This window comes from Sphingobacterium sp. IITKGP-BTPF85 (genome assembly GCF_001006065.1).
Taxonomy (GTDB): Bacteria; Bacteroidota; Bacteroidia; order Sphingobacteriales; family Sphingobacteriaceae; genus Sphingobacterium; species Sphingobacterium anhuiense.
Window position 1 is genome coordinate 1 of sequence record NZ_ASZT02000078.1, and the last position, 24,727, is coordinate 24,727.

Annotated in this window: 26 protein-coding genes and 3 pseudogenes; 16 read left to right on the plus strand and 13 right to left on the minus strand. The window is 36.1% G+C overall.

Annotated features, from left to right (window positions below; translation table 11 throughout):
- Positions 1-61 precede the first annotated feature (61 nt).
- The 3 genes from ispG to L950_RS26650 all read right to left on the minus strand — a co-directional run bounded on the left by ispG (position 62) and on the right by L950_RS26650 (position 3,064).
- On the minus strand, positions 62-2,074 hold the full coding sequence (gene ispG / locus L950_RS15225) for a (E)-4-hydroxy-3-methylbut-2-enyl-diphosphate synthase (RefSeq protein WP_021188650.1): 2,013 nt from the start codon (positions 2,072-2,074) through the stop codon (positions 62-64).
- A 46-nt stretch (positions 2,075-2,120) separates the two neighbouring features.
- Positions 2,121-2,447 carry a hypothetical protein gene (locus tag L950_RS26645; RefSeq protein ID WP_031287509.1) on the minus strand — a complete coding sequence of 109 codons (327 nt, stop codon included), beginning with the start codon at positions 2,445-2,447 and terminating at the stop codon, positions 2,121-2,123.
- Between the two features lie 266 nt (positions 2,448-2,713).
- Positions 2,714-3,064: a LiaF transmembrane domain-containing protein gene (locus tag L950_RS26650; protein ID WP_031287510.1), complete on the minus strand. Its 351-nt coding sequence runs from the start codon at positions 3,062-3,064 to the stop codon at positions 2,714-2,716.
- Between the two features lie 288 nt (positions 3,065-3,352).
- On the opposite strand from L950_RS26650, the gene L950_RS15235 reads away from it, so the two are divergent.
- From L950_RS15235 to L950_RS15245, 3 genes and pseudogenes are all read left to right on the plus strand, one after another.
- A complete protein-coding gene (locus L950_RS15235; protein ID WP_021188651.1) occupies positions 3,353-4,087 on the plus strand; it encodes an MlaE family ABC transporter permease in 735 nt (244 codons plus the stop codon).
- Between the two features lie 17 nt (positions 4,088-4,104).
- Positions 4,105-4,856 (plus strand): annotated as a pseudogene (locus tag L950_RS15240) (ABC transporter ATP-binding protein).
- A gap of 54 nt (positions 4,857-4,910) precedes the next feature.
- A pseudogene (locus L950_RS15245) lies at positions 4,911-5,815 on the plus strand (class I SAM-dependent methyltransferase).
- Between the two features lie 103 nt (positions 5,816-5,918).
- Here L950_RS15245 and L950_RS33425 read toward each other — a convergent pair.
- The 5 genes from L950_RS33425 to L950_RS15255 all read right to left on the minus strand — a co-directional run bounded on the left by L950_RS33425 (position 5,919) and on the right by L950_RS15255 (position 9,800).
- A complete protein-coding gene (locus L950_RS33425; RefSeq protein WP_021188653.1) occupies positions 5,919-6,107 on the minus strand; it encodes a hypothetical protein in 189 nt (62 codons plus the stop codon).
- A 23-nt stretch (positions 6,108-6,130) separates the two neighbouring features.
- A complete protein-coding gene (locus L950_RS33430; RefSeq protein ID WP_021188654.1) occupies positions 6,131-7,012 on the minus strand; it encodes a hypothetical protein in 882 nt (293 codons plus the stop codon).
- A gap of 29 nt (positions 7,013-7,041) precedes the next feature.
- Complete coding sequence (locus L950_RS33435) at positions 7,042-7,344, minus strand: hypothetical protein (RefSeq protein WP_021188655.1); 303 nt, start codon at positions 7,342-7,344, stop codon at positions 7,042-7,044.
- A 1-nt stretch (position 7,345) separates the two neighbouring features.
- On the minus strand, positions 7,346-7,693 hold the full coding sequence (locus L950_RS33440; RefSeq protein WP_231577307.1) for a hypothetical protein: 348 nt from the start codon (positions 7,691-7,693) through the stop codon (positions 7,346-7,348).
- 235 nt (positions 7,694-7,928) lie between these two features.
- Positions 7,929-9,800, minus strand: coding sequence for a DNA topoisomerase IV subunit B (locus L950_RS15255; RefSeq protein WP_021188656.1), 1,872 nt, complete (start codon positions 9,798-9,800; stop codon positions 7,929-7,931).
- A 314-nt stretch (positions 9,801-10,114) separates the two neighbouring features.
- Here L950_RS15255 and L950_RS33445 point away from each other — a divergent pair.
- The 3 genes and pseudogenes from L950_RS33445 to L950_RS15265 form a co-directional block, all read left to right on the plus strand.
- Positions 10,115-10,650: pseudogene (locus L950_RS33445) on the plus strand (SPFH domain-containing protein); the annotation flags it as partial.
- A gap of 192 nt (positions 10,651-10,842) precedes the next feature.
- The gene (locus L950_RS33450) at positions 10,843-11,133 is read left to right on the plus strand and encodes a DUF4339 domain-containing protein (protein ID WP_231577308.1); all 291 of its coding nucleotides are present in this window, start codon (positions 10,843-10,845) and stop codon (positions 11,131-11,133) included.
- Between the two features lie 9 nt (positions 11,134-11,142).
- Positions 11,143-12,252, plus strand: a complete 1,110-nt coding sequence (locus tag L950_RS15265) for a zinc finger domain-containing protein (RefSeq protein ID WP_021188657.1) — start codon at positions 11,143-11,145, stop codon at positions 12,250-12,252.
- Between the two features lie 71 nt (positions 12,253-12,323).
- Here L950_RS15265 and L950_RS15270 read toward each other — a convergent pair whose 3' ends face one another.
- From L950_RS15270 to L950_RS15285, 4 genes are all read right to left on the minus strand, one after another.
- Positions 12,324-13,316, minus strand: a complete 993-nt coding sequence (locus L950_RS15270) for a hypothetical protein (protein ID WP_021188658.1) — start codon at positions 13,314-13,316, stop codon at positions 12,324-12,326.
- A 27-nt stretch (positions 13,317-13,343) separates the two neighbouring features.
- A complete protein-coding gene (locus tag L950_RS15275) occupies positions 13,344-14,453 on the minus strand; it encodes a hypothetical protein (RefSeq protein ID WP_021188659.1) in 1,110 nt (369 codons plus the stop codon).
- 11 nt (positions 14,454-14,464) lie between these two features.
- Positions 14,465-14,878: a hypothetical protein gene (locus tag L950_RS15280; protein WP_021188660.1), complete on the minus strand. Its 414-nt coding sequence runs from the start codon at positions 14,876-14,878 to the stop codon at positions 14,465-14,467.
- Positions 14,879-15,452: 574 nt separating this feature from the next.
- Complete coding sequence (locus L950_RS15285; protein ID WP_021188662.1) at positions 15,453-15,950, minus strand: phosphomannose isomerase; 498 nt, start codon at positions 15,948-15,950, stop codon at positions 15,453-15,455.
- A gap of 258 nt (positions 15,951-16,208) precedes the next feature.
- Here L950_RS15285 and L950_RS15290 point away from each other — a divergent pair, with 258 nt between their 5' ends.
- The 10 genes from L950_RS15290 to atpG all read left to right on the plus strand — a co-directional run bounded on the left by L950_RS15290 (position 16,209) and on the right by atpG (position 24,291).
- Entirely contained in the window at positions 16,209-17,825 is a 1,617-nt protein-coding gene (locus L950_RS15290) for an ATP-dependent RecD-like DNA helicase (RefSeq protein WP_052764420.1), read from the plus strand.
- An 8-nt stretch (positions 17,826-17,833) separates the two neighbouring features.
- Entirely contained in the window at positions 17,834-18,448 is a 615-nt protein-coding gene (locus tag L950_RS26655) for a helix-turn-helix domain-containing protein (RefSeq protein WP_156169703.1), read from the plus strand.
- 48 nt (positions 18,449-18,496) lie between these two features.
- Positions 18,497-18,718, plus strand: coding sequence for an AtpZ/AtpI family protein (locus L950_RS15295; protein WP_021188663.1), 222 nt, complete (start codon positions 18,497-18,499; stop codon positions 18,716-18,718).
- Positions 18,711-18,992 carry a hypothetical protein gene (locus L950_RS15300; protein WP_021188664.1) on the plus strand — a complete coding sequence of 94 codons (282 nt, stop codon included), beginning with the start codon at positions 18,711-18,713 and terminating at the stop codon, positions 18,990-18,992. Before L950_RS15295 ends, L950_RS15300 begins: the two co-directional genes overlap by 8 nt.
- Positions 18,993-19,372: 380 nt before the next feature.
- The gene (atpB, locus tag L950_RS15305; protein WP_021188665.1) at positions 19,373-20,299 is read left to right on the plus strand and encodes a F0F1 ATP synthase subunit A; all 927 of its coding nucleotides are present in this window, start codon (positions 19,373-19,375) and stop codon (positions 20,297-20,299) included.
- Positions 20,300-20,335: 36 nt separating this feature from the next.
- Positions 20,336-20,524: an ATP synthase F0 subunit C gene (atpE, locus tag L950_RS15310; RefSeq protein WP_021188666.1), complete on the plus strand. Its 189-nt coding sequence runs from the start codon at positions 20,336-20,338 to the stop codon at positions 20,522-20,524.
- A gap of 92 nt (positions 20,525-20,616) precedes the next feature.
- The gene (locus tag L950_RS15315; RefSeq protein ID WP_021188667.1) at positions 20,617-21,117 is read left to right on the plus strand and encodes a F0F1 ATP synthase subunit B; all 501 of its coding nucleotides are present in this window, start codon (positions 20,617-20,619) and stop codon (positions 21,115-21,117) included.
- Between the two features lie 31 nt (positions 21,118-21,148).
- Entirely contained in the window at positions 21,149-21,694 is a 546-nt protein-coding gene (locus L950_RS15320; RefSeq protein ID WP_021188668.1) for a F0F1 ATP synthase subunit delta, read from the plus strand.
- Positions 21,695-21,743: 49 nt separating this feature from the next.
- The gene (atpA, locus tag L950_RS15325; RefSeq protein ID WP_021188669.1) at positions 21,744-23,318 is read left to right on the plus strand and encodes a F0F1 ATP synthase subunit alpha; all 1,575 of its coding nucleotides are present in this window, start codon (positions 21,744-21,746) and stop codon (positions 23,316-23,318) included.
- Positions 23,319-23,397: 79 nt separating this feature from the next.
- The gene (atpG, locus tag L950_RS15330) at positions 23,398-24,291 is read left to right on the plus strand and encodes an ATP synthase F1 subunit gamma (RefSeq protein WP_021188670.1); all 894 of its coding nucleotides are present in this window, start codon (positions 23,398-23,400) and stop codon (positions 24,289-24,291) included.
- A 123-nt stretch (positions 24,292-24,414) separates the two neighbouring features.
- Here atpG and L950_RS15335 read toward each other — a convergent pair.
- A partial coding sequence (locus L950_RS15335) for a GDYXXLXY domain-containing protein (protein WP_197086450.1) occupies positions 24,415-24,727 on the minus strand: 313 nt, incomplete at its 5' end.

Consider the following 24,727-nt stretch of genomic DNA (forward strand, 5'->3'; position numbering starts at 1 on the left):
AGAAATTAGAACGATAAAAAATATAAAAAGGCTTTAAATGATATCATTTAAGCCTTTTTCGTTAATTAGGAATTTCACTTTCTTCTATCCACAAGCCATCCGATTTAATGATGTTGATGAGCTCGTCTAAAGCATGTGCTGAACTTACATTTTTCTTAACAACTTCTTGTCCGCGATAAAGTGTAATCTTATCAGGTCCGGCTCCTACATAGCCATAATCGGCATCAGCCATTTCACCTGGACCGTTAACAATACAGCCCATAATGCCTATTTTTAATCCTTTTAAATGATTTGTTCTATTTCTAATCATCTGCGTAGTCTCTTGCAGATCGAATAATGTACGTCCACAGCTCGGGCATGATATATATTCTGTTTTAGAAATTCTAGATCTTGTTGCTTGTAGGATTCCAAATGATAAGGATACTATTTTGTCCAAAGGTGTTGCTGGCGAATCAATCCAAACTCCGGATCCAAAGCCATCAATTAAAAGTGCTCCTAAATCGGTCGCTGCGTATAACTGAAGTTTCGAAATTGGTTCTTCCGGATTCATGAAATCACCTATTGGTCCAGAAAATGCCACCGCTTCGTAGGTTCTTTTAATGATAACCGGGTTATCTAAGCCAATTTCTTGAAGATTTTTGAAGAATTGTCTTTGTTCTGCCATGCCATGAAATGCTGTTGTCTCTAAAAGAAACACAATAGTTTTATCAAGTGGTAGCGTTTCAAATAAACTTGTTACTAAATCTTCGTTTTTAATTTTTACTATATTTAAAGAAGCATCCTTCTCATTAGCTTGATTGAATTCTTCCAGCGTAAATAAAGGGTGTATATTGGCTTTATTTTGAATACTTTTCCACGTGTTGTAATTATACAGTTGTTTTAAATTTGCCGGCATGTTAAAAGATGGCAATTGATCGCCTAGATAAACAAAATCAACCGACTGCTCTCCCATGTGATATTTGTCTAACAGCATATCGTAGCGATAGCCTGCTTGCGACAAGAAACCGGCATCTTTTAGATTTTGTCTGGAGATGTCAACTACCACACGTGGGACCAATGATCCTCCAATAAAAGTATTGACTTCTTTTGAGATATAAGGAGTAGGGTTGTTATTGTCTGTTAATTTTAAGATTGGAGGAATCACAGATGTATTGAAATCGTGCTGTCTTTTTGTATATCGATTAACTAAAGCAATAGCAACTGGAGCTTCTTTTTCTGGCTCTTCAGTCAGCGAAACACGTACTGTATCACCTAAACCATCTTCTAATAAAGTTCCTATTCCAACAGCTGATTTGACGCGTCCATCTTCTCCATCACCAGCTTCCGTTACACCTAGATGTAATGGATAGTTCATGTTCTCACTAATCATCTTCTCGACCAGCAGTCTATAGGCACGAACCATCACTTGCGGATTGCTTGATTTCATGGAGATACATAAATTGTAATAATTTAAGTCTTCACAAATTCTGATGAATTCCATAGCCGATTCAACCATTCCTTCTGGAGTATCACCATAGTGACTCATGATTCTGTCCGAAAGGGAACCATGATTGGTTCCTATGCGCATAGCAGTGCCATATTCTTTACAAATATTGACTAAGGGTTTGAATTTTTTATAAATACGGTCTAATTCAGCTTGATACTCACTGTCTGTATAGCTCAGTTGGTCGAACTTCTTCTTATCGGCATAGTTACCCGGATTTACACGTACTTTTTCAACGATTCTTGCTGCAACTTCTGCCGCATTGGGGGTAAAGTGAATGTCTGCTACTAGAGGAACATGATATCCTCGAGCGCGTAATTCTTGCTTAATATTAGCCAGATTATTAGCCTCTTTTATAGAAGGAGCTGTTATTCGTACATATTCGCAACCAGCATCGACCATTCTGATGGTTTGTTCCACAGAACCCATGGTATCCATGGTGTCGATTGTTGTCATACTTTGAATACGTATCGGATTGTCTCCACCCATAGGTACATCTCCAATTTGTACTTCTCTTGTCTTCCACCTTGAATAGGTGGTTTGCGAGTTGCAATAAATACCAGGTAATGTCAAAAGTTTACTTGTGTCCATATCTAATGCAAAGTTATGCATTCTACTGCACTTCTCTAGGGTCTTTTTAGTAGCGGCTAACTGTTACTGAGGTTATGCCACCATCAATTGAAATTTTGAATTTATTTTTGGCATTTTCAAAATTAGGACTTGTCAGTATTCCTTTGTCTCCACCTTTTATAAAACTGTCATCAGCATCTACAGTTGACAGTGCCATTTCTGTAATAATCTGGCATGCGACTTCTCTTGGTAATGCTATTTTTATGGAAGAAGCACCGGCGTCAATATTAATATTAGAAATCATTTGTGGATTTCCGAGTTTAAGATCTAGATTACTCGCGCCAGCATCAACTGTAAGATTTTTAATTTTAAAATTTGATAAGTCACCTTGCATATCTGCAGCACCTACGTCAAAGTTTAAATCCCAGATGATATTTTTGTTTAGCTTGATAATGGTGGAATTTCCTTTTGAATCTATTCCTTTTTTTGTTTTTCCACTTAAATTAAGCGTTGCAGCCCCGTCGTTCTTAACATCAGTATTTAATGATAGAAAATATTTGTCAGATGTATTGGCTGCTTCAAAGAGATTTGCTACGGTTGTATCTTTTAATACCAGCTTGGTAGCTCCTAAGTCAATATTGGCAGTCGCGTGGCTGGTATTTATATTTTTTTGGCAGAGACAGCGTTTGAGGTTCCGATGAAATCTTCTTCATTTTCGGAATCAATATCCAGATCTCTGTTTTCCATGATTCGGGATAAGAAACTTTGGTTAGGTGTTGTGATGCCTATAAAGGTGAATATTGCTAAAATGACGCATGTGGTTCCGATAGATATCATATATCCAATGTCTTTCTTTGGAACAAGAATATTTACGCCCACCAAAATGATTAATAATGGCCAATAGCGAAAAACTTCGAACCAATTAAACTCAATAATATCCATTTTACTTAAGAGTAAGATTACTCCGATGAATAAAAATATAATGCCTGTGGTGATTCTTTTTGCGTCCATAATAAAATTATTTGTTCGTTTGTTTTTAAAACTACAATACAAATGTAATCTAAAATAAATTTTTGATTTTATGAATTAGGTTATTCATGTACTAATCTCGGTAAAATATATGATTTCATCGGTAATTGAGTGATTGTATTTCTTGGGGACGATCTATTTTAGTTGTTTTGAGTTTATGGTATTCTTATGAATCTTGTATCGCTATCGTAATGTTATGGCAAACCAATTTGTAATATATGGTGTTATAATAGTATATTAGGCGTTAAAGAAGAAAAATACTATTTATATATGATATTTCACCATATTGGTTCTTATTTGTTATTGCTGCGGTCGGTTTTTAAGAAACCAGAAAAAGGAAAGATTTATTGGAAGGAAACGATGCATGCCATGAACGAAATTGGTATAGGGTCTTTAGGTCTCATTCTTATAATTTCTACGTTTATCGGGGCAGTTATGACGATGCAAATTGCCTTTCAGTTGGTTTCTGATTTGATTCCAAATTCAATAATTGGTTCCATTAACCGAGATTCCAATATTTTGGAACTGGGACCTACGATTTCTGCTTTGGTGCTTATGGGAAGTGTTGGGTCTTCTATTTCATCACAAATCGGCTCCATGCGTGTGACTGAGCAAATCGATGCCTTAGAGATTATGGGTATTAATGCACCAGGTTACCTTATATTACCTAAAATATTGGCTGGAATTACCATGGTTCCTGTATTGGTTATCTTAGCAATTTTTTGTGCTATTTTGGGAGGACTTATGGGAGGAGCTCTTTCTGGAGCAGTAACACCATCAGATTATATTATGGGAATTCAAGAAGGCTTTAATGGGTTTACTGTTACTGTTGCAATTGTGAAAGCATTTGTTTTTGGGTTTATCATCACTTCCATATCTGCATACAAAGGTTTTACGGTTCGAGGGGGGGCCTTAGAAGTCGGTCAAGCGAGTACTAAAGCAGTTGTTATTGGCTGTATTACAATATTGGCAGCTGATTATTTAATAACGGCTCTCATGCTTTAATTTCTTTTAAAATAATTATGATAAAAATAGAGCAGATTTATAAATCCTTCGGAAGTAACGAGGTATTGAAAGGTATTGATGCCACTTTTGCACCAGGTAAAGTAAGTTTAATTATTGGAGGATCGGGCTCTGGAAAAAGTACCTTGCTAAAATGTATGGTGGGGCTACATGAGCCGGACAAAGGTCGTGTTCTCTTTGATGGTAAGGATTTTTCAAAACTTAGTTTTGAAGACCGTATCCCAATTCGAAAGGAAATAGGCATGTTATTTCAGAATTCCGCATTATTCGATTCCATGACTGCGGAGCAAAATATTATTTTTTCATTGGATATGTTTACGGAGATGTCTAAATCTGAAAAATTGGACCGTGCTAATTTTTGTTTGGAACGGGTTAATTTAAAAGGAAGGAATAAACTTTATCCTTCAGAGTTATCCGGTGGGATGAAAAAACGAGTTGGAATTGCTCGTGCAATAGCCATGAGTCCAAAGTATCTTTTCTGTGATGAACCAAATTCGGGTTTGGATCCAGAAACTTCGATTTTGATTGATGAGCTAATCCTAGAGCTAACAGAAGAGTATAATGCGACAACAATTGTGGTTACGCATGATATGAACTCGGTAATGGGTATTGGAGAATATATTCTATATCTCTACAAAGGGCAAAGTTTTGGGAAGGTTCAAATCAAGATATGATGCGGTCTGATGTGGAAGAATTAAATAATTTTGTATTTGCAAGCCCACTGATGAAGCGAGCAAAAGAAACCATGTAATCTATTCATCATTGCGTATTTGTTTTTAGATTTACGTATCTTTGCGCCAAATTATTGATTTTGACTACTACAGATATACAATTATTAACACCACAACATTGGAAAGATTACGAGTTAATCGATTGTGGTGATTTCGAGAAATTAGAACGCTTTGGCAATTTAGTTTTGATTCGTCCAGAACCGCAGGCTGTATGGCCAAAAACGCTATCTGCAGCGGAATGGAATAAACGCCATGATATTAAATTTAAAGGTCGCTCTGCTACTTCGGGAGAATGGTTGAAAAAAATCCTAAAGCGCAGGATCGTTGGCATATTCAATATAAAAATGATGATGTTGCGATTAAATTCCGTCTGGGATTAACTTCATTTAAGCATGTTGGTATTTTTCCTGAGCAAGCGGTTAACTGGGATTACATTTCACAGTCAGTGCGTGCTTTTGAAACGAAAAATCCTAAGGTCTTAAATTTATTTGCTTATACAGGTGGTGCATCATTGATTGCGCGTGCCGCTGGAGCAGATACAACTCACGTGGACTCTATTAAACAGGTAGTTAGCTGGGCTAATGAAAACCAAGAGTTGTCGGAAATTGATAATATTCGTTGGGTAGTAGAAGATGCATTGAAGTTTGTAAAGCGTGAGGTAAAAAGAGGAAATAAATATAATGGTATTATTTTAGATCCTCCGGCTTATGGTCATGGTCCTAAAGGGGAGAAGTGGAAACTGGAAGATCATATCATGGAAATGATGCATGATGTGGTGCAATTATTAGATCCTAAAGAACATTTCTTGATTTTAAACACTTATTCGTTAGGTTTCTCTTCTGTTATTGTGGAGAACTTAATTCGTACTGCGTTTCCAAAAGTAGAAAATCTAGAAGTCGGAGAGTTATATTTGCAAGCTACTGCAGGACCAAAATTACCTTTGGGTGTTTTTGGTAAGTTCAGAAAAGTTGCTAAATAGTTACTATAACAAAATATAAATTAATAAAAGGATAGCTAATCGGTTATCCTTTTACAATTAATAAGTTTCTCTTTAATTCAGTATATTGTATTGTTGGAACTTATCAAAATTTTATTTCTGCGAGTTCTCTTTCTGCACTTTTGAGTTGCTCCGGTATACATTCTACAATTTGATCTGAAAACCCCTTTAGCTCATTTTTTAATCTGCTGTAATAAGCTATTCCTTCTATAAGTTGATTTTTGAACTTTTCAACATATTTTATTTTTTTGTCATTGACCGTGTCGGCATTCATTTCTACATATTTTTTGATGTGTGCTACATATAAGTATAGTTCACTAATAAATAAAAATGGCCTTTTATCATTTTGATCAAATCGTCTTTGCCATAAATATGATTAATCATCTGATCAAGGGAGAACTTATTTTTAAACCAAACAGTATTTGGACCTGGACAAATGGATACAGCATCCTGTTCTTTATGTTTCAGGATGTTATATTTTAAATATGCTGGGGTAGCTAGTCCATCACATAGACATGTCTTTTCTGTAATAAGATCATATTCCATATTATAGGTTTTTTGATCGAATGATTTTGCCTGTAATTCTTTTATTTTTTTGTCTTGATATGCACGTGAAGCTGTACATAGCGGTTCATTACTGAAATCTAAGTTTGATACGAGATATTTCTTTTTACATGGACTTCCGGGTCTTCCGTCTTTTATTCTTTTTAAGCGTAGGCGTTCTGCAGAGCTTTTTCTGAAATTATTAAAAGGTACTCCGAGAGGAGAAGCTCCACTGATATAAAAGTCTTCTTCTTCCGATGTGGTCAGTGCTAATAATGTTTCATCATCGACTGTGGTTGCTTCGGGGACCAATAAAAATGGTGATCCCCATCCTACAGCATCAAATTCATAATGTTTCAGTAGGAATTGATGTTCACTTGATGTGCCTACACCTCCTTGAACAGTGTATTTAATCGGCGGAGCAGCTTGGAAGTTGCAACCTTTTTGTAACCAATAATTCTGATAAATGCTAAACAGTTCTTCCTGTAATTCGTGTTTTTTATTTTTAAATTCGGATAGGATAGGACCTAATAAAAATCCTTCTGTTGCAAAGGCATGTCCGCCACAATTTAGTCCAGACTCTACACGAAATTCTGAAACCCAGATTCCTTTAGCTAAAAACTTTGCTTGAATCAATGCCGATCTGTAGTCGCTAACTTTTAGTGTTATTTTTTTCGAAAAGTTCCATCTTCTTGCTGACAGAAAGCAGGTAACTCTGCTAAATAGGCGTATAGCCTTGGATTCATACCTGCTGATAAGATGACAGAAGACTGCAGGTCTGATTGTGCAAAACCCCGTAAGGCGGCCAGCGCGTCTGAGTAAGTATCATCTAATGCAATTCCATCTTTATCATAATTAATTTTGTCGACTTTAGACATGATATTAACATCGATATCTCCAGCTTTGATAAAGGATCTAAGGATTTGCTTTTTTTTAGCCTTTTCCAAGATATCTGTTTCTGAAAGCATCTCATAATAGATATTTTTTGCGGGGTGGGATTCGGGGATGAGCTGGAAGTAGCGATCGATCTCTGATCCTTTTCAAAAACTCAATACGCATATGCTCAATTTGTTCTTGAACAATGTTGGAAACCAGATTTAAATAACTGGAAATACGATGAGCTCTGTAGTCAGGTTCTTTTTTTGTTATCGGATGGTATTCTTTTTTGTTTAGGGTACAATAGTATGCTCGAATACGCTCAATTAATTCATCATCTACAATGGATATCACAGATGAAATACCAAATCGAGCGACTTTTAAAGGGGAATCTATTGAAAATGCTAGACCCAAAACGGGAATATGGAATGAATGCGTCATATCAGTTTTATTTCAATACGAAATACCGAATAAAAAGGATATGAAAAAGTAATGTCTGTGTGTTTAAAAAATGATATGCGTCACTTTTATTATATACCTAAAGAATCTTCTGCCCGATATCATGTAATAGTTATGATTCTTTTACACCTTTAGTTGTGGTACAGTTTTACAGTAGGTGAACGAATGGAATTTCTAAAATGGCTGTATGGATAATATGAAAGAAAAACAAGCGGTCTTAACCCGCTTGTTTTTCTAATTTCGCCAGTTTGGCTAATTCTTCTTCTAGATCTAGTTCTACACGAAGATTATTGACGATATGTTTTTGTCTATCGGGAGTGTTTTTACCCATATAGTATTCTAAAAGTTGCTGTATTTTATTGTCTTTAGATAAGAAGACAGGGTCTAAGCGCATATCTTTTCCGATAAATAAACCAAATTCGGAAGGGGAAATCTCTCCAAGTCCTTTAAATCGGGTAATTTCGGGCTTATTTCCTAATTTTGCAATTGCGCGTTGTCTTTCTTCATCGGAATAGCAATATATGGTTTCTTTTTTATTCCGTACACGGAACAAGGGTGTCTGTAAGATAGACACGTGACCAGCCTTTACTAAATCAGGAAAAAACTGAAGGAAAAATGTCAAGAGAAGTAAGCGGATGTGCATACCGTCTACATCGGCATCTGTAGCAAATACAATGTTGTTATAACGTAAGCCATCTAAACCGTCTTCAATATTTAAAGCATGTTGCAGTAAATTGAACTCTTCATTTTCATAGACAATTTTTTTAGACATGCCGTAAGAGTTTAAAGGTTTTCCTTTTAAACTAAAAACAGCTTGTGTCTGTACATCTCTAGATTTAGTAATTGAACCTGAAGCTGAATCCCCCTCGGTGATAAATAAGGTTGTTTCCTGATTACGTTCGTTTTTATCGGAGAAATGGACCTTACAATCGCGTAATTTACGGTTGTGTAACGAAGCTTTCTTAGCACGTTCATTTGCAAGTTTTTTGATACCGGCAATATCTTTACGTTCTCTTTCCGATTGTAAGATACGTTTTAACAGAGCGTCCGCTGTATCTGAATTTTTATGCAGGTAATCGTCCAATGCTTTTTTTAGAAAGTCATTGATAAATGTTCTTACAGTTGGACCATCTGGACCGATGCTTTGGGAACCAAGTTTTGTCTTGGTCTGTGATTCAAAGACCGGCTCTTGCACTTTGATTGCGATCGCGCCAATGATAGATGACCGTACGTCTGATGCTTCAAATTCTTTTTTATAGAACTCACGGATTGTCTTCACTAAGGCTTCGCGAAACGCTGCTTGGTGTGTTCCTCCTTGCGTTGTATGTTGTCCATTGACAAAAGAGTAGTATTCTTCACCGTATTGCTGTCCGTGGGTAATCGCGATTTCAATATCCTCACCCTTTAGGTGAATGATAGGATAACGCATGGATTCGGTGTCAATATTCCGCTCTAATAAATCTTTTAGACCATTTTCAGAGATGAATTTCTGTCCATTGAAATTGATAGTTAATCCAGAATTTAAGAAAACATAATTCCAGATCATGTTTTCCACAAACTCTAAACGATATTTGTAATTTCTAAAGATGGTCTCATCCGGGTAAAATATAACTGCGGTACCATTACGCTGTGTTGTTTCTTTTTCTTCATCTGATAGTAACTCACCTTTACTAAACTGCGCGATACGGGTTACTTTTTCGCGGTATGATTGTACCGTGAACTGTCCAGACAAAGCATTGACAGCTTTAGTACCGACACCATTAAGACCTACAGACTTTTGAAAGGCTTTGCTATCGTATTTACCTCCGGTATTGATTTTGGATACTACATCTACGACAGAACCAATGGGAATTCCACGTCCGTAATCGCGAACAGCGACTTTATTGTCGTTGACCGTAATATCGATCGTTTTTCCAGCTCCCATCACAAACTCATCAATAGAGTTGTCGACTACTTCTTTTAATAAGACATAAATACCATCGTCGTAAGCAGAACCATCTCCTAATTTCCCAATATACATACCGGGACGTAAGCGAATATGTTCTTTCCAATCGAGGGAACGTATACTATCTTCGTTATAAGTACTCATGTTTTTTAATTATTCTTCGGTGTGTAGCAAAAATAGCAAAATAAAGATTAAATAAGTGCAGTCACGATCTGAAAACATTTATTTAGAATGGAAGATCTCTCTAGAGGAGCGTTTGTGTAATTGTTCTCCAATAAATTGTATAAATATTTATATTGCATTCCCTATTATTTACTTAAATTTAGGAAACATTATAAATAGAAATTATGGGCTTATTTGATAAAATACGGAATGAGTTTATCGATATCATTGAATGGGTAGATGATAGTCCTGATACTATAGTCTGGAAATTTCCACGGTATCAGAATGAAATAAAAATGAATTCGCAGTTAACAGTACGAGAAGGACAAGTTGCTGTGTTTATGAATGAGGGGGTGATTGCGGATGTCTTTACTGCGGGTAGACATGTGCTGACAACTCAGAATATGCCTATCATGACGACCCTTCAAGGGTGGAAATATGGATTCAATAGTCCATTTAAAGCAGATGTGTTTTTCATAAGTTTGCGTCAGTTTACTAATCAAAAATGGGGTACTAAAAATCCTATTATGTTAAGGGATGCTGAATTTGGTCCTATACGGCTTCGGGCTTTTGGATCTTACGCTTTTCAGGTTAAAGATGCTGCTGTCTTCTTAAAGCAAATTGCGTCGACTAATCCCACTTTTACGGTTGAAGTATTAATGAGCAACTTCGAAATATCGCTGTAACCAGAGGGATGGATGCAATTGCAGAGTCAAAAATTGCTGTCTTAGACCTAGCGTCTCATTATGATGAGGTATCCAACTTTATACAAGAGAAAATACGTCCTGAATTTGAAGAGATCGGTTTGAATCTAAATAAATTTCTAATTGAGAATATTTCATTGCCCGAAGAAGTTGAAAAGGTACTGGATAAAAGAAGCAGTATGGGTATTGTTGGAAATTTAGGTGCTTATGCTCAATTTCAAGCAGCTAATTCCATGGAAAAAGCTGCTGAAAACCCCAATGGCGGTGGTCTTATGGGCGCAGGATTGGGTGTTGGATTAGGTGCCGGAATGGCTGGCCAGATGTCAGGTGTATTTCAACAGAATAAATTTGAAGGCAATAATCCGACGGGTGCCTCTCCATCGGTGGCACCACCGGCGATACCACAAGCGGTTCAGTATTTTCTAGCGATTAATGGAGTTCAAGAAGGACCTTTTTTGATTGATCAGCTGAAAGACGAGGTAAGAAGCGGCAAACTAGTTTCTTCTACACTCGTTTGGAAAGCTGGGCTGGAAAATTGGATTGAAGCGCGTGAAATTGACGAATTGACAAGCTTGTTTAATGCTGGCCCTCCGCCAATTCCGGGGGCATAGATTCTGTTTATGAGTTTTGAGGAAAAGACAACGGAAGTTAGTCAGGATTTAAAGTGTCAGGGTTGTGGGGCGATTTTAGCTTACCAACCAGGAACGTCATATCTAAAATGTGCTTACTGTGGTACTGAAAATCAGATTAAGGAAAGTGAGTTAACGAACCAAGTTATCAGTCCGGTTGATTATGAGGAATTTACAGCAGCAATGCAAGATATTCATGACGCTCGGTTTACGGTTGCTGCTGAGGTGGTGCATTGTCAAAACTGTGGAGCCAATTCTACATTAGATCCGCATGTTACAGCAGATTTATGTGCTTTTTGCGCTTCTCCTTTGGTGATTGACCATCAGGAAAAACGTATTGTAAAACCACATGGGGTGATTCCGTTTTTTATTGAGGAGAATAAGGCATTTCCGCTTTTTAAAAAATGGGCTGGAGGTTTATGGTTTGCTCCCAATGATTTTAAGCGAATTTTTAGTGCGCAAAATAATAGGTTGAAAGGTGTTTATATTCCTTTTTGGAGTTATGATGCCGAAGCGAGTTCTTCTTATGAGGGGCAACGAGGTGAATATTATTATGTCACTAGAACTAGAAGAACTGCTGATGGCAAAACAGAGACCTATGAGGAGCAACAGACCAGATGGTATTATGCTTCTGGACGTGTTTTTAATCGATTTAAAGATGTTATAGTTAGTGCTTCAACGTCATTACCTAATAATTTTGCTTCAAAAATAGGTCCTTGGAATATGGAATATCTGAAGCCTTTCAATGATCAATATCTTAGTGGATTTATCGCAGAAACCTTTAGTATTGATCATGTGGCTGGTGCTCATGCCGCCAAAAAAATTATGGATGATGAGATCGCTGATACCGTCAGATTGGATATCGGCGGAGATACGCAAAGGATTGACGATATTGATTCTGTTTATAAGGATATCAGGCTAAAGTATATCTTACTTCCGGTTTGGCTGTCGGCTTATCGATATAAGGGTAAAAGTTATCAGATTATGGTTAACGCATTTAACGGTAAGGTTTATGGACAACGACCATATAGCTTTTGGAAGATTGCGCTCTTGATATTGTTTGTAATAATTCTAGTCGTTTTGTTAAGCCAAATGGGATAATCTTGTTATAAATAAAAAATGGTCTTATTGAAAATACAATAAGACCATTTTTTATGATATGATTGATAGCTTTATTTGTTTAAAGAAAGTAAGAAGCCTATTGTAAAGTTGGCATCCCAGTCAAATACAAAGGTATCGCAGTTCGTAGCATCTTTAATTGCTTTATAGATATTTACCCCACTTTTGATTTTTACTTTATCGGTATTATAGGTTTCTGGATTATTTAATACGGTAAAACGTTCTTCGCCAGTACGTGTTTGTTGCGCCAATTCAAATGGCACTCCCCCTATGATAAAACAGATTTCTCTGTTGGCTGCAGGGATTTTTGCTGTTAATGTTTTTACTTCAGTATAAACATCTTCATCTTTTAAGTTCTTTTCGTAGTATTTTGCACCTGGTGCTTCAAGTGATTTTGTTTCACCAGAAACCCATGAAATTTTAGTATTACCTGAGCCAATATCTACGACAAAGGAATTGTCCTGATAAGAAGGAGGAAGTACGCATTTTAGTGCTAATTTACCTTCTTGTTCTGCTGTTACTAAATTAACAACAAATCCCATTTTCTTTAGTTCGGAAACAATAACTGCAGTCTTAGGTTCTTTTTGTGCGCCGGAGCTGATGACAAAGTGTATGTTTTTTGATTTAACACCTTTGTCAAACATAGTTCCAATGTAGTCTTTAAGTCCTTTCCGGATATCTTCTGTACTGGCTAGACCTTCATAGACAAATGATTTGCCAAAATCTTTGGAAATGATTTCCCAGTGATTCTGCTTATCGATATTTACGACAAAAGAATTGAAACCTGAGGCTCCGACTTCGATTACTCCTTTATATTCACCATTTACAGGTTTTTCAGGTTGATAGTTAAATGTTCTTTTATCGTCAGTTGATTGTTTCGATGGATTAGACGATATATTGATAGCTGTGGTATCGGAGGTGCTCGTTGACTGTCCATCAAATTTACCGGAATCGAAAGCCCAATAGCCCAGAGCCAGTAATGGGATTGCAATAATTATTGCTTTAATTGGCCAACGTAATCTAGCCCATGTTGATTTTTCTTCCATAATTATAATGTATTTTTTTTAAATTGATTAATCTAATAATGTAAATCCCTTGTCTATTTTTTCTTCCGGTTTGAGTTCATAACTTGCGTCTGCCATCTGGCTTACATTCAGTACTTTCAAATTTCGTTCATCTACTTTACGGATAAATTCTTCTAATTCTACTTGGGTAGGAGCTCCTCCTACTGTTATGTTATTGTTTTGATCTAAAAAGTCAAGGTTTGATCTGATCGAAGCAATATTTTGGCTGATGGCTCCTGTTGCGGCATTCATAGCTTCTTGGAAAGCCCAACCGTCTTTTATATTAAAGACATCGGCAAGTCCTTCTGTAGCATTTTTCATCTTTTGAGTAGCTTCTAGTTTTTTTGAGATAATCGAAATACTGCTGTCTAGAGTACTTACGTAAATTCGAGCAGCACTTTCATTATCTTTTAGTACTTCTAGTACCTTTGCAAATTGATTAGCATACTGTACATAGCTTCTCGCATTTTGCTCTTCAGACTCTCCTTCTTTTCCTAAGAGAAATGCTTTTGTCCGTGTTTCTTTTGCATTTCGCATATAAGCATTCGCTTTCTCCGTATTGTTATTTTTCGATTCATTTTGGGCATTTTCATCTTGACTTGCCGCTTCTGCAGTGAAACGTTTTGCATAAATGTATTTTTCTTCTGCTGTTTTTTGTGCGGTTTCACCGCTTTGAATCATATCGATACGAACGCCATCTACATTACTTATTTTTTCTTTTACTCTTTTTAAGGTATCTTTTGCGTCTTTTGATAAAAGCTGTAAGGTCTCTATTGGATTATTACGAATAATGGCTTTTTCGCCTTTAAATAAAAGGACAGTGCCAAAGCGATGTAATAGCTGAATAATTTTTGGCGCTAATAGTAATAAGGTTATTAATAAAATACTGAATATTACGAACAAAATACTTTTAGCGGCATATTCAAGCATGACGGGTAAAAACTTAAAAAAAGCAATTGCTCCGCCAATAACCAATGCCCAGAAGAATATACTGGAGATTGTCTTTTTGGCTTCTGGTGTTTGCATCTGAGCAGGCAGATGGTCTCCTAATACTTGAAAAATTGGTAGCTGTGATTTTATTTCAGCTGGAATATTAATGTACTGTTCTTTCTTTTCCATTGGTTTATATCTTATGAGATTGACCTTTCTATAATTGCTAAGGTTGTTTGTATATCATTGACGACTTCATTGACAGCGGCGTTTCCAATTGATATCTTTTGCTCTATCTCTTTTAGTTTTGGCTCATATTTATCATTAATCTGGGCTAGGGTAATTTGTTTCTTTTTCAAATCATCCTGAAGCTTTGCAATGCTATCGGTCAATGTTTTTATTTCATTATTTAAGGTTGTCTTTTCAAATTCACGGTCTTGTTCTGCTTTATGCTTTTCCGATTCTTTTTGCTGTGTTTCTTTGGCTATGGTTTCTTTCAGTTTGTTAGCATAATTAGTGCCAGTTGTTTTTAGCTTGTCCTTTGTTAAAGTATTATCAACAAACTTAAGCGAAGTATAGGCTGCTTTCAGTGTTGTTTCGTCTACTTTTCCCATTGCAGCCGCAGCATTCCATACCTCAAAAAGTCTAATCCTTGTTCATTGAGTCTTTCCAGTATTCCGAGCACCTTCAGTTTCATTTGTTTAATATCGGTGGAACCGTCATTGGCTGTAATGGGTATGGCTGGAGGCTGCTGGTTTGAAACTGTTTTTATTTCGGGGGCTGTTGAATAATCTTTTATTTCTGTAGCGGGTGGATTTTTTGGATATCGGGAGACGGGTTTTTGAGCTGAGTCTCTTCCTGATCTGTAAAAATTAGCTTTTTAAGACTATCCAATATACTATAGCTTTTATTGTTTCCTTGATCAGTCATAATTTTTGTTAGTTAAGTATAGTAAAAATAATAAAAATGGTAATCTTGATTCATATTACTACATTTTTAAAACATTTATTTTATATCACGATTGCCCTGTCGGGCAATCCGAAATTTAATTGTAATCTATTTAATGATAAGGGACAGGCTAGGAGGGATATAAATCAATCAATCTATTGAGTTTGGGATAAAAAAAACTCGGAAAGCTAATTTCCGAGTTTTCGTGATGATAAGAAATAATAATTTGAAACGATTATTTTATCTACCAAAATCATCTTGAACACGAACAATATCGTCTTCGTTTGAAGGATTTTCGATATCGGTATGTTGCCATATTTCAGCTAATATACCGTAACCATCTAATCCGATTAATCGGTGGCGCTGACCTTGACGAAGTTTGATGACACTACCTGCTGTTAGCGTTTGTACAACTGATTCGTCATCTGTATCCGATACCATAACGCCCACAGTTCCGTGAATTACTTTCCAAATTTCGGCACGACGGTGGTGATACTGCCATGATAATCTTTTTTCGGGAGCTACAACGAGAATTTTTGGACTTAATTTGCCAGAAATTTTTAGGTCTTTTACATCTAATCCGTCGAAATACTCATCGGCAAATTTTTGTGCTTGATCTTCGTTGATTACAAAGAAACCTCCCCAGGGTCTTGTCTGATCTGATTTATCAATTTCAAATCCTTTTTCTTTTAACGCTTTATCTAATTCCTCAAATAGCGTTGATTTATCAGTTACCATAAATATGTGTCTTAGTAAGAATGTACGGTTATTTTAGTGCTAAATATAAATAAAATCTTTTAAATAAAAAGTGCATAAACGTTTTAGCGATATTTTTTTTGTTTACAATTTATCTATTGTTTTTATTTCTAGTTACGTTTGGTTTCATCTGAATCGGATATTTATTAGAAGTTGCATACGTCCTATTTGAAGTGTGCTATGATTATATCCTCTCAAAATATTTGATTAGTTTTGTAATCCTATATTAAAATTATCAGTATGTCAGAAATTAAAATAGATCGTGAAAATACGTCTTTTATGCAAGCTGTTGCTTTTGTTAATCAGACAAATCAACATGTTTTTCTTACAGGAAAAGCAGGGACCGGAAAAACGACATTTCTGAAATATATACGTGATCATAGTTATAAAAAAATGGCGATCACTGCGCCAACTGGTGTTGCTGCTATGAATGCGGGAGGTACAACCCTACATTCACTTTTTTGGTTGCCTTTCGGAACTTTTATAGAAGATCACGAGCTAAAATGGGATGATCAGGATGGACATATTTATAATAAAAGCCGCTTATTCAGTACTATTAAACTAACTAAACAGCGTCGGACGATTCTTCAAGAATTGGAATTATTGGTTATTGATGAGGTATCGATGGTTCGGGCTGATACATTAGATGCTATTAATGTTATTCTGCAATCTGTGCGTCGTGATATGCGACCATTTGGAGGTTTACAATTACTTTTTATTGGAGATCTTTATCAATTACCACCCGTAGTGCGTGATCATGAGTGGCAGGTTTTGCGAAATCACTACAGCTCTGTGTTCTTTTTTAATGCCAAGGTTCTTCGTGACAATCCACCGATTTTATTAGAGTTAGATAAGATTTATAGACAGCAGGATGAAGGTTTTATTTCCATTTTAAACGCAATTCGAAATAATAACTGTGATATCGAAATGCTGAAAGAATTGAATACCTACTATAAGCCAGATTTTGAGCCAAAGGAAGGAGAGCAGTTTATTACGCTTACTTCACATAATCGAAATGCTGATGATATTAATGGAAAAGCATTGGCTAATCTGTCTGGTAAGATGCTGAATTTAAAGGCTGTTGTTAAAGATGATTTTTCTCAAGGATCTTATCCCGCAGAAGAGATTCTTTCTTTGAAAATTGGTGCCCAGGTGATGTTTATACGTAATGATACGGGTGAGGATCGGAAATATTATAATGGTAAGATCGGTACTGTGAAAGATATAAATTTGCAATCTGGAACTGTTGTTGTTAAATTCCCCGATGGGAGTGAGGATGTGACGGCTAAGCGAGAAACTTGGGAAAATATCAAATACAACTATGATAAAGGGCAGGATCAGATCAAAGAAGAAGTACTGGGGACATTTTCACAATTTCCGTTGCGGTTAGCTTGGGCGATTACTATTCACAAGAGCCAGGGTCTGACATTTGATAAAGCAATTATAGATGCGGGCACTTCATTTGCCGCAGGGCAGGTTTATGTTGCATTGAGTAGATTGACAAGTTTAAAAGGATTGGTCCTGAAATCCATTATACCGACCTACGCGATTAGAACAGACAGTCAGGTGGTAGATTTTGCATTGCGCTCTTCTTTTCAAACGGATATTAAAGAAATATTGGAACAGTGTCAAAGGTCTTATTTGGCACAAAACCTAATTCAATGTTTTCGCTGGGATTATCTAACTACTTCATGTCAAGAGCAAGTTATTGCATTAGCTGATCGTAATATCGATAATAAAGTGGAGGCAGAGGCTTTTTGGTCTACCATACAGTCAAATCTGCTCACACAAGAAAAAGTAGCACATAAATTCATTACACAATTATATGAGCTTTTAAAAAAACAGATCAACATGTAGACTACGCTTTGATCTGTGACCGTACGACTTCAGCGGTCAATTGGTTCTTACCTAAGATGGATCATGATCTCGTTGGTGCGTTGGAACAGCATATTAAGGAATGGCAGATTAAGAAACGAACTAAAAAATACATTGATGAGGCTAAAGAACTGTTGTTGGATTTTAAGCGTAAGCGTGAGCAACTTCAGCAGTGTTTGATTATCGCAGATGCATTATCTAAAAAAGATAATTTTCAGGAAGCTTTGGAACAGGTGCAGGAGCAGTCAAAGACAAAAGAAAAAGAAGATTTAGTCGTGCAAAGTGAAGAGGGGGAGAGCTCTAAAAAGTTGGATACAAAGCAGGTAACTCTTGAACTCTACAAGGATGGTGCTAGTATTGAAGAGATCGCGGTGAAAAGAGGTATGGTAGCGGGAACAATTTATGGACATCTTATTCATTTTGTTGGGACAGAAGTGGAGGCCACAGAATTGATTGAACAGGATAAGCTGGATCTCATCATTAATACCATAAAAGCACATCCAGGTAAATCTTCGTCAGAATTAAAGATGATGCTGGGAGCGAGTATAGACTATCCGCATATTAAAATCGGACAAAAAGTTTTAGAAAATCCAGTTCATGATTAAGATGTTTCAAAATATGTGTATGTTTGTAAAAGTTAGCTATAAATAGCCATGGGAAAGTCTAATAAAAACCCAAATAAGTGGATGGTTTTTATCTCATTGCCTCTGCAAATGGGAGTCACAATTTATTTGATGTATATGTTAGGCACATGGTTAGATGAGAAATACCATTTTTCTAATGGTCTTGCCATGAAAATATGCACATTTATCGGTATTTTCGCCTCACTTTATCATTTTATACGAGAAGCTAATCGATTGAACAGGGATGAATAATTACATTAAATTTATTGCAATACTTCTAATTTTTACTGCTATCCTCTTTGGGGCGCACTACTTTGCACTACCATCTTTTGGGATTGCTGATTTTAAAAGTTTAACTGGTTTTGAATTGTATAGTTTATATGCATTTGAATCTGTTGCTTCATTAGTTGTATTAATTATTATCCTGATATCCGATTCCGTAATGCCTAAAAATATAGGTTTCATTTTTTTGGGCTTAATTACGTTAAAAGCAGCATTAAGTTATGTTTTTTTAGAGGAGGATTGAATCATTCGTCGGATGATATATTCGAATATAATTTTTTAATCGTATTTTTTCTATACTTGTTTTTTGACGTATTAGTTGCTTTTAAGGTCATTAATAAAGAAGTGGAATCAGTCAATAAGTAGTTTTAATAAAAAGTTCAAATTAATCGCAAAAAATGACAAATAATATTGTATTTTTGCGCAAAAAAAACAGAACATGGGGAGCGTTAAGAAAGCATTTCTTTTTTTGCAGTAATTTTATTTGCTGTTAGTCCATTTTTAGTAAAGGCATCTGAGTCTCATACAGCTGAGATTTCAACTCACGCAGAAGAGCCAAAAACTCAGCGCGAGGAAATAGATGAGTATATTGATCACCACTTACAAGACGATCATTATTTCTCTTTGTATACAGATAAAAAAGAAGGTAAGACTTATGGATTTCCTTTGCCAGTGATTATCATTGAGGGGGGTGTTAAAATTTTTATGTCCTCAGAATTTGATTTTGGTAAAAATACCGTTGAAAAAGATGGACAGTTTTATAAATTATACCATGGTAAAATCTACAAAACAGATGCTACCGGTACACTTAATTATGATGAACACCATCACCCGACAAATGCTAAGGCATTAGATCTATCAATTACTAAAAATGTTGTGGGTTTAATTTTAGCAACTGTTTTGTTATTCTGGGGATTTATTGGCCTAGCAAAAACATACAAAAAGGGAGCGAATAATTTACCTAAGGGTGCAGGTCGCGTGTTAGAACCTTTAGTTTTATATGTACGTGACGAGATGGCGGTTCCAAATATTGGACATCGTTATAGAGAATTTATGCCGTACTTATTGTCTGTTTTCTTCTTAATTCTAGTTTTAAACCTATTAGGTTTAACACCGCTGGGATTCAATGTTACAGGTAATATTTCAGTAACGATATGTTTAGCAATTTTTACATTTTTATTTGTGAATATTAAAGCAAATAAGGACTACTGGAAGCATATTTTCTGGATGCCAGGAGTACCAGTTCCTTTTAAATTTGTTTTGGCACCAATTGAAGTATTAGGAATGTTTACAAAACCATTCTCTCTAATGGTTCGTTTGTTTGCCAATATTACAGCTGGACACACCGTTATTATGGGATTGATTGCAATTGTTTATGTATTGCAACAACAATTAACATTGGGAGGTAGTATCGGGGTGTCTATGCTATTGACAACTTTCCTGATGGTAATTGAAATATTAGTAGCATTTTTACAAGCGTTTATCTTCACGATGTTGTCATCGCTATTTATTGGAATGGCTGTTGAAGAGCACAACGAAGCACATCACTAAGAAATTTTTTGTTTAATTATATTTAAATCATTTATTATGTACAATTTAATTGGAGCGGGTTTAATCGTTATCGGAGCAGGATTAGGTCTAGGTAAAATCGGTGGTTCAGCAATGGAAGCTATCGCACGTCAACCAGAAGCAGCATCTAAAATCCAAACTGCGATGATCATTATCGGAGCCTTATTAGAAGGTTTAGCTTTCGGTGCGTTATTATTAGGTAAATAATCACCCAATGAATTTAAAAGTATTATTTATGACGGTTGGTCATAAATAATACTTTCAATTAGACGAAATACAAAAAATATTATCATACATCAATGGAAAAATTAATAGAACAGTTTTCATTTGGTTTGTTTTTCTGGCAAGTCATCATCTTATTAATCATTATCTTTTTATTAGGTAAATTTGCTTGGAAACCTATCATCGCTGCTTTAGCAGAACGTGAACAAGGTATCTCTGATGCTTTGGAATCTGCTGAAAAAGCTAAATTAGAGATGGCGCGCTTAACCAATGAAAACGAATCCTTACTAAAGGAAGCTCGTGTAGAACGTGATCTTATCTTGAAAGAGGCTAAAGAAATGAAAGATAAGATTGTTGCTGAAGCAAAAAATGTAGCCCATACTGAAGGTGCTAAGATGATAGCTCAAGCATCAATTGAAATCAATGAGCAAAAAAACAAAGCAATGGCAGAAGTAAAGAATCAAGTTTCTACTTTGGCATTGGATATTGCTCGTAAAGTATTAAGCAAAGAATTTGAAGACCAAAATAAGCAAGAAACGTTAATTGCAGATTTGCTTAAAGACGTGAAAGTAAACTAATCGGTCATTCAAATTTTATCATTAAAGAAGTATGTCAGTATTTAAAGTAGCATCAAGATATGCGAAATCATTAATTGATTTGGCAAAAGAACAAGGTAGTTTGGACGCTATCAAAACGGATATGGATCAATTCATCGAGGTTTTGAAAGCTAATCCTGAGCTACGTGCAGTATTGTCTAATCCAATTATTAAATTGGACAAGAAAGTAAATATCTTAGAGGCATTATTTAAAGATAAAATCAATCCTGCTATTTTATCATTCTTCAAGATCATGATTGAAAAAGGTCGTGCTGAAGTGATCGAGGCTGCTGCTCATGAATTTGTTCGCGAGTACAATGAAGTAAAAGGAATTGTAAAAGCTACAGTGATATCTGCAGCACCACTTTCTGATACTAATTTATCAGAATTAAAAGCAACAATTGCAAATCAAGTTAATGCGCAGGTTTTGATTACAAATAAAGTTGATCAATCTTTGATCGGTGGGTTTGTAATCACGATTGGTGACAAACAATATGATGCAAGTATTGCAGGTAAATTAAATAGATTAGAAAGATATTTTGAAGGTCAACGCGTTTAGTGTTGATTTTAGCATTTAACAAAATCAAGAACCCCTTATAATAATAACAATGATAGAGGTAAGACCAGATGAGGTTTCGGCAGTTTTAAGAGAACAATTGTCGGGCTTTAAATCAGAAGCCGAACTAGAGGAAGTTGGTACCGTACTTAGTATTGGTGACGGTATTGCTCGTATTTACGGCTTAACTAAAGTTCAGTCCGGTGAATTGGTTGAATTTGATAACGGATTACAAGGTATCGTATTAAACTTAGAAGAAGACAACGTTGGTGTTGTACTTTTAGGTCCTTCAGACATCGTGAAAGAAGGTGATACTATTAAACGTACTAATCGTATTGCATCTATTAAAGTAGGTGAAGGTATGTGCGGACGTGTTGTAAATACATTAGGTCAGCCAATCGATGGTAAAGGACCTATTACAGGTGAGACATACGAAATGCCAATCGAGCGTAAAGCTCCAGGTGTATTGTTCCGTCAGCCAGTAACGGAGCCATTACAAACAGGTATCAAAGCGATCGATGCAATGATTCCAGTAGGTCGTGGACAACGTGAGCTAGTAATCGGTGACCGTCAGACAGGTAAGACTGCAGTATGTATCGATACAATCTTAAACCAAAAGGAATTTTATGATGCTGGTCAACCTGTATTCTGTATTTATGTTGCTATTGGTCAAAAGAACTCTACAGTTGCGAATATCGTTCGTACTTTAGAGGAACGTGGTGCGATGGCTTATACGGTTGTTGTTGCGGCTTCTGCTGCTGATCCAGCTCCATTACAATTTTACGCGCCAATGGCGGGTGCTGCTATCGGAGAATTCTTCCGTGATACAGGTCGTCCAGCATTGATCGTATATGATGATTTATCAAAACAAGCGGTAGCTTACCGTGAGGTTTCTTTATTATTGAAAAGACCTCCGGGACGTGAAGCATACCCAGGTGACGTTTTCTACTTACATAGCCGTTTATTAGAAAGAGCTGCGAAAATCAATGCTTCTGATGAGATTGCTAGAAATATGAATGATCTTCCTGAGTCTATCAAACACTTGGTAAAAGGTGGTGGTTCATTGACTGCTCTTCCAATTATTGAGACTCAAGCGGGTGACGTTTCTGCTTATATTCCTACAAACGTAATTTCAATTACTGATGGTCAGATTTTCTTGGAGTCTAACTTGTTTAACGCAGGTATCCGTCCAGCGATCAACGTAGGTATTTCTGTATCTCGTGTAGGGGGTAATGCTCAGATTAAGCCGATGAAGAAGGTAGCTGGTACATTGAAATTAGATCAGGCACAATACCGTGAGCTAGAAGCTTTCGCGAAATTTGGTTCTGATTTAGATGCAGCAACTAAAGGAGTTTTAGACAAAGGTATCCGTAACGTTGAGATTTTGAAGCAAGCTCAATACTCTCCGGTTTCTGTTGAAAAACAAGTAGCAATTATTTATGCAGGTACTAAAGGTTTATTCCGTTCAGTTCCAGTAAATAAGGTGAGAGAATTTGAAGAAGAATACTTAACGTTGTTAGAGCAACGTCATCCAGAAGTTTTAAATGCTTTTAAAGCAGGTAAATTCTCAGATGAGTTAACTTCAGTATTAGAAACAGTAGCTAAAGATTTAGCATCAAAATATTAATTAGATATGAGTATAGAGTATTGAGTATAGCGAGTTATACTCAATACACAGTACTCAATACTCAAATCTCAAATTAAATATGGCAAATTTAAAAGAAGTAAGAATCCGTATCGCATCGGTAACATCAACACAGCAGATTACTAAAGCGATGAAAATGGTATCTGCAGCGAAACTAAAACGCGCTACTAATGCAATTGTTCAATTGCGTCCGTATGCGAATAAACTTCGTGAAATTTTGGCAGATGTATCTGCAAGTGTAGAAGGAAGTAATTCTCCTTATACGGTAGATCGTGAACCAAATAAAGTGTTGATTATTGTTGTTTCTTCTAATAGAGGTTTGGCTGGTGCTTTTAATGCGAATGCAATCAAAACTGCAAATAATTTAGTTGCTGAAAAGTATGCTGATCAATTACGTAAAGGTGATGTAAGTATCATTACTGTAGGTAAGAAAGGATATGATTTCTATGCTAAAAAGCCTGCTTATAATATTATTGCCAATCATAGTGATTTATTCGGTGCTTTAAATTTTGAGAATACTTCAAAAATCACTGAATTTGTAATGGAACAATTCAAAGAAGGTAACTTTGACCGTGTAGAAGTGGTGTATAACCAATTCAGAAATGCAGCGGTACAAATCTTGACTTCGGAACAAATTTTACCATTACTTCCTACGGAAGATACCCTTTCGACTAAGGAAAAAACTGCTGAGGTTGATTATATTATCGAACCTTCGAAAGAGAAGATTATTGAGGAATTAATTCCTAAAGCTATTAAAATTCAATTGTATAAGGCTATTTTGGATTCTCATGCTTCTGAGCATGGTGCCCGTATGACTGCAATGGACAAAGCAACTGATAACGCTGGAGATTTGTTAAAAGCATTAAAGCTTTCGTACAACCAAGCACGTCAAGCTGCTATTACAACAGAATTAACAGAGATTGTTTCTGGTGCAGCGGCATTATCAAACGGATAATTAAGAGTAATATCAATATAAAAAAAGGCGATGAATTTATTTTCATCGCCTTTTTTATGCTTTACCTGATCATTTTTTCCCGCTCGTCATAAAGCCCGACTAACAAACTATTTCCTTTATTATCTACTCTAATCCCGCCGAACTTTGCTTGTTCATATTTTTTGCATGCCCTTCTTGAAAAAAGAAGGATTCGGCACCTATATTTAAACTATGTCTATTAGACATCGTGTATTTGATCAAGAGTTCGTCTTTCTTTAGCGGTGTCGTATTGTTTTGCAAGCGAACCCCACTTGCTATACCTTTAGTATTTAATTTGACAACAACGTATCCACGTGGCGGCGCTTGAGCAGGCGTTATGCTGTCTGCTATACTATATCTTAAGCGCATGTAATCACCTTGCATAAGTGATCTTGGATCGACAGGTGCTAACTCCAAA

Excerpts from the sequence above, each read along its gene's own strand:
- L950_RS15320 (WP_021188668.1), top strand. The coding sequence starts at position 21,149 with ATGTCAGTATTTAAAGTAGCATCAAGATATGCGAAATCATTAATTGAT.
- atpG (WP_021188670.1), top strand. The coding sequence starts at position 23,398 with ATGGCAAATTTAAAAGAAGTAAGAATCCGTATCGCATCGGTAACATCA.
- L950_RS33425 (WP_021188653.1), bottom strand. The coding sequence starts at position 6,107 with ATGAATGCCGACACGGTCAATGACAAAAAAATAAAATATGTTGAAAAG.
- L950_RS15285 (WP_021188662.1), bottom strand. The coding sequence starts at position 15,950 with ATGGTAACTGATAAATCAACGCTATTTGAGGAATTAGATAAAGCGTTA.
- L950_RS15300 (WP_021188664.1), top strand. The coding sequence starts at position 18,711 with ATGAATAATTACATTAAATTTATTGCAATACTTCTAATTTTTACTGCT.
- atpE (WP_021188666.1), top strand. The coding sequence starts at position 20,336 with ATGTACAATTTAATTGGAGCGGGTTTAATCGTTATCGGAGCAGGATTA.
- L950_RS15235 (WP_021188651.1), top strand. The coding sequence starts at position 3,353 with ATGATATTTCACCATATTGGTTCTTATTTGTTATTGCTGCGGTCGGTT.
- L950_RS15290 (WP_052764420.1), top strand. The coding sequence starts at position 16,209 with ATGTCAGAAATTAAAATAGATCGTGAAAATACGTCTTTTATGCAAGCT.
- L950_RS15270 (WP_021188658.1), bottom strand. The coding sequence starts at position 13,316 with ATGGAAGAAAAATCAACATGGGCTAGATTACGTTGGCCAATTAAAGCA.
- L950_RS15275 (WP_021188659.1), bottom strand. The coding sequence starts at position 14,453 with ATGGAAAAGAAAGAACAGTACATTAATATTCCAGCTGAAATAAAATCA.
- L950_RS26650 (WP_031287510.1), bottom strand. The coding sequence starts at position 3,064 with ATGGACGCAAAAAGAATCACCACAGGCATTATATTTTTATTCATCGGA.
- L950_RS15255 (WP_021188656.1), bottom strand. The coding sequence starts at position 9,800 with ATGAGTACTTATAACGAAGATAGTATACGTTCCCTCGATTGGAAAGAA.
- L950_RS33435 (WP_021188655.1), bottom strand. The coding sequence starts at position 7,344 with ATGCTTTCAGAAACAGATATCTTGGAAAAGGCTAAAAAAAAGCAAATC.
- L950_RS33450 (WP_231577308.1), top strand. The coding sequence starts at position 10,843 with ATGTCAGGTGTATTTCAACAGAATAAATTTGAAGGCAATAATCCGACG.
- atpA (WP_021188669.1), top strand. The coding sequence starts at position 21,744 with ATGATAGAGGTAAGACCAGATGAGGTTTCGGCAGTTTTAAGAGAACAA.
- L950_RS26645 (WP_031287509.1), bottom strand. The coding sequence starts at position 2,447 with ATGCAAGGTGACTTATCAAATTTTAAAATTAAAAATCTTACAGTTGAT.
- L950_RS15280 (WP_021188660.1), bottom strand. The coding sequence starts at position 14,878 with ATGGGAAAAGTAGACGAAACAACACTGAAAGCAGCCTATACTTCGCTT.
- ispG (WP_021188650.1), bottom strand. The coding sequence starts at position 2,074 with ATGGACACAAGTAAACTTTTGACATTACCTGGTATTTATTGCAACTCG.
- L950_RS15295 (WP_021188663.1), top strand. The coding sequence starts at position 18,497 with ATGGGAAAGTCTAATAAAAACCCAAATAAGTGGATGGTTTTTATCTCA.
- L950_RS15315 (WP_021188667.1), top strand. The coding sequence starts at position 20,617 with ATGGAAAAATTAATAGAACAGTTTTCATTTGGTTTGTTTTTCTGGCAA.
- L950_RS15265 (WP_021188657.1), top strand. The coding sequence starts at position 11,143 with ATGAGTTTTGAGGAAAAGACAACGGAAGTTAGTCAGGATTTAAAGTGT.
- L950_RS33440 (WP_231577307.1), bottom strand. The coding sequence starts at position 7,693 with ATGACGCATTCATTCCATATTCCCGTTTTGGGTCTAGCATTTTCAATA.